Genomic DNA, 8480 nt, shown 5'->3' on the forward strand with positions numbered 1-8480 from the left:
AAGCTTGACTTTTTTATTGATTTTTAATGCTTTTACTTTAATTACCCCAATTATTTACTTAAAAAATTTCGGGAGAATAGGATCAAAAGAAATCTGCAAGAAATCAATAACACATTAAAAAGTTTAGTTGATCGTAAAGTAGAATTAATGGTTGTAAGTAAATATGTATCTACGGAAAGCCTATTTGCTACTATAGTACTCGGCAATTACTTAGTTGGAGAGAACTATGTACAAGAAGCTAAAAGAAAATTTACTTCCTTATCTCTAATTAAAGATCTTGTAGCTAATAAATCTCTACTAGAAGAATTTTTAGAGGGTAACCTAAATGCAATAGCAACCAATGGTTTAAGTTATGATGAAGAAGTTTGGAATGATATCCTCTTCTTAAGAAACTACAAGAACTTACTTCAGGATAACGACTTTTATCAAGAGTTAAAAGGTAACTTAAGTAAAGTCAAGCTTTATATTATAGGTAATGTACAATCCCGCAAGCTTAAAGAAGTGTGTTCTTTTGCAGATGGAATAGCTTCTATTTCAACAGAGAAGAGTATTTTAAAAGCAAATACTTATGCAACAGATAGCAAGCGAAAATTAGATATTCTTCTGCAATTAAAATCTCCACTAGTAAATCAAGATAATCGTGCTGGTGCTAGCGAGGAGGAGATTTATAATTTAGCAAAACAACTAAAAAGTTTAGACAACCTAAAACTTAAAGGTTTGATGTTTATAGCTTCAACGGATAATAAAGTTGAAGAGTATGAATTTGCGCAAAAAGTCCACCAAAAGCTTTTAGAAATAGAACCTAACGCTACTACTTTATCAATGGGTATGTCAGACAGTCTAGAAATATCGCTTAAATACGGCAGTACTCAAGTTAGAATTGGTTCTGCTATATTTAAGGAGTAGATTTTTTGTTAAAGCTTTTACAGGTTGTTACACTTTTTGAAGTATATACCCCGGATTTAAGTTATGGTAGAGAATTATTTACAATTCACTAGATTTATTTACGGATAAAGTCGTATGTTTATGTTGATTTAGCTAATTTTATTCTAATACAATCTTTTTAAGCTTATGCTATAATAACAAAGGTAAAAAGTTATTTGTATAGTCTTAGACATAGCTCTAAATTATTAAAGGTTTCATATTTAATGAGAAAGTTACTTCTTATTTGCTTAGGTGCGCTAAGCATTTTTAGCCTTTCATCTTGTTCTTTAATTTATAAACCAGTAAAAAATGAAGGTACTGTTTTAGATCAAGAACAAGTTACTCAATTAAGAAATGGCTTAAATAAAGAACAGGTTCTTTATATACTAGGTACACCTAATGTTTATAAAACATTAAGTGAAGATACTTGGTATTACATTTCTCGTGTAGTAGATAATCACGGTAGGGTAACTGAAAAAGTATTTTCGGTAACTTTTGTTAATAATATTGTAGATTCTTTTGGCTATTTAGATAGACCTACTAATAATTAATTTTGGATTTTATATGGGTATTTTAAGTAATAAAAAAATTTTAGTAACTGGTATCGCATCTAATTTATCAATTGCTTGGGGTATTGCTCAACAATTAAAAGAGCAAGGTGCTGAGTTAGCATTTACATACGTTGGTGAAAGATTAAAATCACGTGTTGAAGGTTTTGCTAAAGAATTAGGTTCTGATATCGTTTTAGAATTAGATGTTACTAATGACGAATCAATTAAAAACTGTTTTGAAGAGCTAACTAAAGTATGGCCTACTTTTGACGGTTTTGTGCACTCAATCGCATTTGCTGGTCAAGATCAGTTAGACGGTAACTTTGTTGAAGTAACAACAAGAGAAGGTTTCCGTACTGCACACGATATTTCAGCTTACTCATTAGTAGCTATGACTAAAGCAGCAGCGCCTTACTTAAATGAAGGTTCTTCAATTGTAACTTTAAGTTACTTAGGTGCTGAGCGTGCAATTCCAAACTACAATGTTATGGGCTTAGCAAAAGCTTCTCTAGAAGCTGGTGTTAGATACATCGCTAACTCTTTAGGTGCTAAAGGTGTTCGTTGTAACGCTATTTCAGCAGGTCCTATTAAAACTTTAGCTGCTAAAGGTATCAAAAACTTCTCAAAAATGTTAGAAGCATTTGAAAAAGCAGCTCCGCTAGGTCGTACAGTTACAACTAAAGAAGTAGGTGGTACTGCTGCTTACTTACTTTCTGATTTAGCTTCAGGTGTTACTGGTGAAGTTATTCACGTTGATGGTGGTTTCTCAATCGCAACAATGAATGAAAACTTTTAAGGTAAACTAGAATTTTTACTTAGAAGCCTAATTCTATAAGAATTAGGCTTTTCTTATATTGATTAACTTCCGAGTATGTATGTTAGATAGCAATAATAAAGTTTTACTTCAACTTAAAGAAGAATTATCTAAAGAAAAGAAGGAAGATAAAGGTAATCATGCTAAATTTACAAAGGTGGATAATTACTACAGAGTTAACCTACCTCAAGGTAAAAAAAGTATTATTACGAATGAGACAAAAGTAAACGATAAAAAATTTAGTAGCAAAAGTTTTCCTGTATGTAATTGTGAAGATCACAAAGATATAGTAAATTCAACCATCGCATATTGTGATGGTAAAATTTGCACTTGTGTTCACGATAATAAGCATCGAATCCAACATTGCTTAATGGTTGGTTTAGTAAAAATAAATCCTAAAGGTTTTGGTTTTATTGAACAATCATCAATGAATGTTTATTTACCACATTATGAAGCTAATAGAGTGCTAAACCTTTGTACAGTTTCATATGTAGCCAGCGAAAATGAAAAAGGAAAAGTTGCGCACATTAAAACTATAATCAATCATCCATATACAAGATATCCCGCTGAAGTTGTATCTTTATCTCCTTTAAAAGTTACTTTAAAAGACGATCCTCTGAAAAAAGCTTATCTTATTTCATCAATTAGTGATGAAGTTAAAAGTCAACTAAAAGTAGGATCAATAGTTTTAATTACAATTGATGATATCAACGCTATTATTGAGGGACGTAGCCAAACTTTTGAAGTTAAAGTAGATGATTATGTTGGTGAGAAAAATGAACAGTTAATAATGTGGTATGAGGAATTAGCAAAATACGAATTACCACGTACAGATGAAACTTGTGATGTAATTGAAGATCCTCATCAAGATGTAAGAAAGGACTTAACTGCTATTCCATTTATCTCGATTGATAGCGCAACTACTAATGACGTTGATGATGTAATATATGTGCATCAAATGTCAGATGCTGATTCTCTTCTTTTATCAACAGATAATAATGATCAGTTAAAACTTTACTCTCCACGTACTACAAATATCTGTAAGTACAACTTTGCAGAGAGTTGTGGGTTAAATCAAGCTGATTTAAATGTTCCTGAAGGGACTAAAACTATTCTAGCAGTAGGTATAGCAGATCCAAGTGCATTTTTTGCAAAAGATTCTCTAGCTGAAACTAGAGCTAAAAAGTTAATGCAAACTTTCTATCTCCCTGCTTATACGTTGAATATGCTCCCTAATAATATTACTCTTGCTAGCTCATTACTAGAAGAAGCTAGTAGACCTAGTATTGTTGGTTTCATTTATTTTGATGAAGAAGCTAATTTTAATGGGGTAGAATTTAGAATTGCTAAAATTAGCAATAAAGCAAAATTAACTTATGAAGAAGTTTCTTCTTATTTAGAAGGAGCTAGAGATAATGCTGATTATTTTGTTGGTCATGCTTTAGCTTCCCCAAAAATAAAAGAAGTTATAAACTCCTTAGAATATTTCTTTAATAGCAGGGGTGATTGGAGAATTAAGAATTCTAGACAGGTAACTTACACTACTTCAAATACAGAATATATCATTGATGATTCTGGTAAGTGCTTGGATATTATTCCGGTAGAGTTAAGTTCATCGCATGAATTAGTAAGTGAATGTATGCTTTGCTTTAATAGCTATATAGCATCATACTTCAAGCATTTTGAAATTCCTGGAATTTACAATTATCAATCAGGCTTTAAACCTGCAAATATAAATTATTTTAAAGACTATATTAACTTTTTAGTTACTAACAAAGGGATTAAAGATTTAGAACCATATACAACTTTATTGAAAGATGTTACTCAAAGTAATGAAATTACTTTAGATGTTTATCATCAAATTAAAGAGATATGTCTTGCAAACAATAAAGTATTTAACTCACGTATATTGCGTTTTATGAGCGGTTCAGAGTTTTCTTTTGAAAGCAATGAACATTATGGTCTTGGTTTAGAAGCCTATGCTAATGGTACTTCACCAATTAGAAGATATGTAGATATTGTAAACCAGCGTCTACTAAAAGATTTTATTTGTGACAAACCTTTAGTTAAGGCTCCAGCTGATATATTAGAACAACTAACTGAAGCAAAAACAGTTTCTCGCAACATTAATAAAAAAATAGCGACGGTTTTAGAAAGTCAGTACCTACTTGATAGAACTAAGCAGGAGTTTACTGTTGAAATTACTGCTGTTATGTCATCATTTATTTGCGTAAAAGATTTAAAAAGCAGTATTGCGGGGGTAATCTACACTAACTTTGCAGAAAAGGAATTAGGTAAAAAGATAGTTGCTAATCCAAATGCTATGGAGTTTGAGGTAGATAACAAAATTTACACTTTAGGTGATAAACTCAAAGTTTGCTTGCAAAAAGTGGACAAAGAAAGAGTTGTATTTAATTTTGTAAGTTTTGTAGAATAAAATTATTTTTGCAAAAGTTACTTATTTGTAGTATAATTTTTCCTGAATATATTTTATTAATTGGAACGAGACCTCTGTGCTATTCAAATAGTTTTTATTTTAATTGCATAACAATTAAATTTACATCAATTTTTAGTTAAATAAATGAGGTTCGGCGCATGCCAGTAATTAAAGTTCGTGAAAATGAATCATTTGACGTTGCTTTACGTCGCTTTAAACGTAGTTGCGAAAAAGCAGGTATTTTAGCAGAAGTACGTAATCGTGAATTCTACGAAAAACCAGCTACAATTCGTAAACGTTTAAAAGCAACTGCGAAAAAACGCAACGCTAAACGTGTAGCACGTGAAAACTCACGTCACAATCGTTTATACTAATAACTAGTATATTAAAAAGCCTCGAGTCTAGTTCTCGAGGCTTTTACTTTCTTTATTTATTTGTTTAAAATTCTCTTTACGATTTCAAACCATAATATTAAGAACTGAGACTGTTACAAAAGTCCTTCGAACAATTTAAAAAAGGTACGAAGAACCTTTTTTAGAATAAAAAATTAATTTGAACGAAATTATAGGGTATAAAGCCCCCTCCCCAAACCTATAAAAGATTTTGGGGATAGTATTTTACCAATGTGGTAAAATATTCTTGCGTTTGCAATTCAATCTTCATTTGAATTGTCTTTGATCGTTCTAGTTAATTTTATTAACTGGAACTTTTTTTTTGATCAAAAAGGTGCTTTACGATAATTTTAAAATTGTGAATGGTTGAAGTTAGATAAGCTTGTGATTGCATTTTCTCAATTCCAACAAAGCGAGCTTTTCCATATCCGTGTTGCTCTTTGGAATTAGCAAAGCTAGGTTCTATAGTAGTACTTCTTTGTTTAGATATTTTTCTTCCGAATTCACTAGCACTTACTGCATGGTTATGATCTTTTACAGCTTGGTAAATTGATCTGTTTACAACTTTACTGTTAAGCTTATTACGAGTGCACTTATCTTTAAATGGACAAGCTTCACATTGAGCTGGATTTGATTTGTATATGCTGTATCCATTTCTAATGGTCGTACTATACTTTAATTCCTTCCCTTGTGGACACAGATATAAGTCTAGTTCAGCGTTATAAGTAAAGTCTGAAGGTTTGTATTCGTTTGGGGTATTTCCGGCTTTTTTATAAGGCACAATAACATATTTAACGCCCATTTTATGAAGAGAATACATTAACAAAGCGCTATCATAAGCAGAGTCAACTCCAATTATTGTAGGTACTAAGTTGTGGGTATCCTTTATATATAGGAACCCAGATAGACATCTTTGGCTATCGTGAACATTACCTGGAGATATCTCTGTTGATAAGATAACACTAAACTTCCCATCAATAATTCTATGATCAAGGAAGCAAAAGATAATAGGTTTATTTTCACGAACTAGCAGACCACTGTCTTTGTCGGTAAGGCTAATTGTTACTTTCTTCTCAACTCGTTTAGATTTAGGTTTAAGTTTCTTTATACCATGTTGATTTCTAATCTCATTTACATCATTGAGTAAATCTAAGTTATCTTCTTCAATGGTAGTTATTGTTTCTTTCTTGGCCTTACTTTTGCTGGCGTAAGCTTTGATATGGGTAGAGTCTTGGAACATTACTTCACCATCTACTAAATCGAGAAGATAGGCAAATTCTACGCTGTATTCAAATACCGCTTTAAACACTTGCTTTTTTGTAAAAGTGTCAAAATATCGGCTTATTGTAGCGTGAGATACTACACTACCTCCCTGTGGGATAAAATCTAAGAACCACCAGTAAGAGATGTCTGTCACTAAACTCTTCGCTGTCTTTCGGAAGCTTTTGGCTTCAAGAATAGATATCAGACAAATCTTAAACATCATGATGTAAGAAAATGCAGGTCTACCTTTCTTAGGTTCATTAGGATCGTAGTTAAGTGCCTTATTTACAATGTTAAAATCAACGCTATTCTTGATTTTATAAAGTAAGTTATCTTCAGGAATTTGTCTTTCAATATCATCTAGTGTTAATTTATTAGCTAAGCTCATTTTGGTCTTATTAATGTAATAAAGTTTTGGATAGTCATATAGCTACATAGCTATAGCGTAATATTATTACATAGTTTTAGACAAAATTCACTGATATATTCTTATAAAATTTCGTTCGAAGTACTTTTGTAACAGTCTCAACTTTATCTCTAAAGATAAACAGACCATTCTTATTCTTCTCCAATTTTGCTTTGTTCACCTCCAATGACCCTAGGTGAATTAATAGAAACTAGCTTTCCGAATAACTTTCCATTTCAGATAGACTAAGAAAAATCTTTGATAAAATTTATTCAGGTTTAATATAATAGATAAAAACATCTTTATGTGATTCGAACTTTTTGAACTAGGGTATATATGATCAATAATCCGCTTACAGTAACACATAAATATATAAGAAAAAATTTCTTATTTTTATTCTCCTTTACGTTTATCCTAGGTATTCTATATTATTTTGCCCAATGGGTATTAAATTTAACACCAACTAGTGTAGTAAATTATCTTTTTGCATATTTCTCTGGAGAAAGAGGTTTATCTACTTCGACTTTAATTCTATTTTTAGCTAGATCTATAATTCTAACGGTTGTTTTAAGTGCAATCTTAACTGTTATTCTACGCGCTTTAAATATCGATATTAAACAAATTTTAATTAGAAATAGATCTACTCCAGAAAATTTAGAGAAATCACAAACCTATATCACGAAATTTAACCTTAGAATTGTTAAAGACTTTATCAAGGATATTCCTTCTAAAAGTTTATTAAAAACCTATTTTAAGGTGCTTTTTGCGACTTTAAGCTTGGTTATTACTAGCATACTGATACTATTACCTTTTCTAAGCATTATTAGAGCTTCATATGATAGTTCTATCTTATTTCCGTTAACACTGTTAATTGGAGTTCTTGTATTATTAGCTAATATTTTTATTTATGTACCATGGTATGGGTTAGCAGTTACTACAAATTTAAAATTTAAAGATACATTTATCCTTAGTTTAAAAATTGCATTGCTATTCTTAACCACAGTGGCTTTATTTTTGCTGAACTTCTTTGCTTTAGTTGTTCTAGTTGAAGTAGCAGGGTATTTTGTAAAACTGCTAGCTAATTTTGTGAGATTAGGTTTACTTGGAGATCTAGTTTACTACTCATTATCTTTACTTAAATATGTTTATTTAATTTCATTTTCTTTAGTTCTGTACTTTTGTTATATAAAAGGTATTAGTAAAGAAGAAATTCAAGCTTTATTCTCAGAAGAGATTTATAAACAAGATTATGAAAGAGCTAAAGAGGTTGCGGTTGCCCATCGTGCTAAATTACTCTCTGCTTTAAATTATCAGACTAAAAGTGATAATCAGATGTCTTACAAAGTTGTAGCAGATAACTCCAAAGAAATAGATTCTCATACAACTGATAAGATTAATGAGCAAAGTGCAACTTTGGTTGAGGAAAAAGCTGAAAAAGCTGAAAAAGTTGAAGAAGTATTCAGTGATTTAACCGTTGAAAATACTAGTCAGCAAAATGATTTAGATTTAACAGAAACAATTTCTGAGAAGAAAGAAAGTAGAAAGAAAAGAGGCTTTTTCTTTAACTTTATGAAAAAGAAAAATAACCAGCCTAATACATCTTTTGAAAGAACAAACGACGCTCAATTACAATTTGATAGTGATAGAGTTGAAAATAATCCATTTAATTTAGATAAATAATAAATAAGCTCTC

Annotated in this window: 7 protein-coding genes; 6 read left to right on the top strand and 1 reads right to left on the bottom strand. The window is 30.8% G+C overall.

Features of this window, described 5'->3' with window-relative positions; genetic code table 11:
- Positions 1-81: 81 nt before the first annotated feature.
- From CKF54_RS07625 to rpsU, 5 genes are all read left to right on the top strand, one after another.
- On the top strand, positions 82-906 hold the full coding sequence (locus tag CKF54_RS07625) for an alanine racemase (protein WP_262407831.1): 825 nt from the start codon (positions 82-84) through the stop codon (positions 904-906).
- 242 nt (positions 907-1148) lie between these two features.
- Complete coding sequence (locus tag CKF54_RS07630) at positions 1149-1475, top strand: outer membrane protein assembly factor BamE (protein ID WP_119525757.1); 327 nt, start codon at positions 1149-1151, stop codon at positions 1473-1475.
- A 13-nt stretch (positions 1476-1488) separates the two neighbouring features.
- Entirely contained in the window at positions 1489-2271 is a 783-nt protein-coding gene (locus tag CKF54_RS07635; protein WP_119525758.1) for an enoyl-ACP reductase, read from the top strand.
- Between the two features lie 79 nt (positions 2272-2350).
- A complete protein-coding gene (locus CKF54_RS07640) occupies positions 2351-4726 on the top strand; it encodes an RNB domain-containing ribonuclease (protein ID WP_119525759.1) in 2376 nt (791 codons plus the stop codon).
- A gap of 158 nt (positions 4727-4884) precedes the next feature.
- A complete protein-coding gene (gene rpsU / locus CKF54_RS07645; protein ID WP_119525760.1) occupies positions 4885-5100 on the top strand; it encodes a 30S ribosomal protein S21 in 216 nt (71 codons plus the stop codon).
- A gap of 322 nt (positions 5101-5422) precedes the next feature.
- Here rpsU and CKF54_RS07650 read toward each other — a convergent pair whose 3' ends face one another.
- Positions 5423-6769 carry an IS1182 family transposase gene (locus CKF54_RS07650; protein ID WP_119525761.1) on the bottom strand — a complete coding sequence of 449 codons (1347 nt, stop codon included), beginning with the start codon at positions 6767-6769 and terminating at the stop codon, positions 5423-5425.
- Between the two features lie 354 nt (positions 6770-7123).
- Between CKF54_RS07650 and CKF54_RS07655 the strand changes: the two genes are divergently transcribed.
- On the top strand, positions 7124-8467 hold the full coding sequence (locus CKF54_RS07655; RefSeq protein WP_119525762.1) for a hypothetical protein: 1344 nt from the start codon (positions 7124-7126) through the stop codon (positions 8465-8467).
- Positions 8468-8480 lie beyond the last annotated feature (13 nt).

This window comes from Psittacicella hinzii (genome assembly GCF_003585885.1).
In the GTDB taxonomy this organism is placed as follows: Bacteria; Pseudomonadota; Gammaproteobacteria; order Enterobacterales; family Psittacicellaceae; genus Psittacicella.

Coding starts and splice junctions, on each gene's coding strand:
- CKF54_RS07630 (WP_119525757.1), top strand. CDS start 1,149: ATGAGAAAGTTACTTCTTATTTGCTTAGGTGCGCTAAGCATTTTTAGC.
- CKF54_RS07635 (WP_119525758.1), top strand. CDS start 1,489: ATGGGTATTTTAAGTAATAAAAAAATTTTAGTAACTGGTATCGCATCT.
- CKF54_RS07640 (WP_119525759.1), top strand. CDS start 2,351: ATGTTAGATAGCAATAATAAAGTTTTACTTCAACTTAAAGAAGAATTA.
- rpsU (WP_119525760.1), top strand. CDS start 4,885: ATGCCAGTAATTAAAGTTCGTGAAAATGAATCATTTGACGTTGCTTTA.
- CKF54_RS07650 (WP_119525761.1), bottom strand. CDS start 6,769: ATGAGCTTAGCTAATAAATTAACACTAGATGATATTGAAAGACAAATT.
- CKF54_RS07655 (WP_119525762.1), top strand. CDS start 7,124: ATGATCAATAATCCGCTTACAGTAACACATAAATATATAAGAAAAAAT.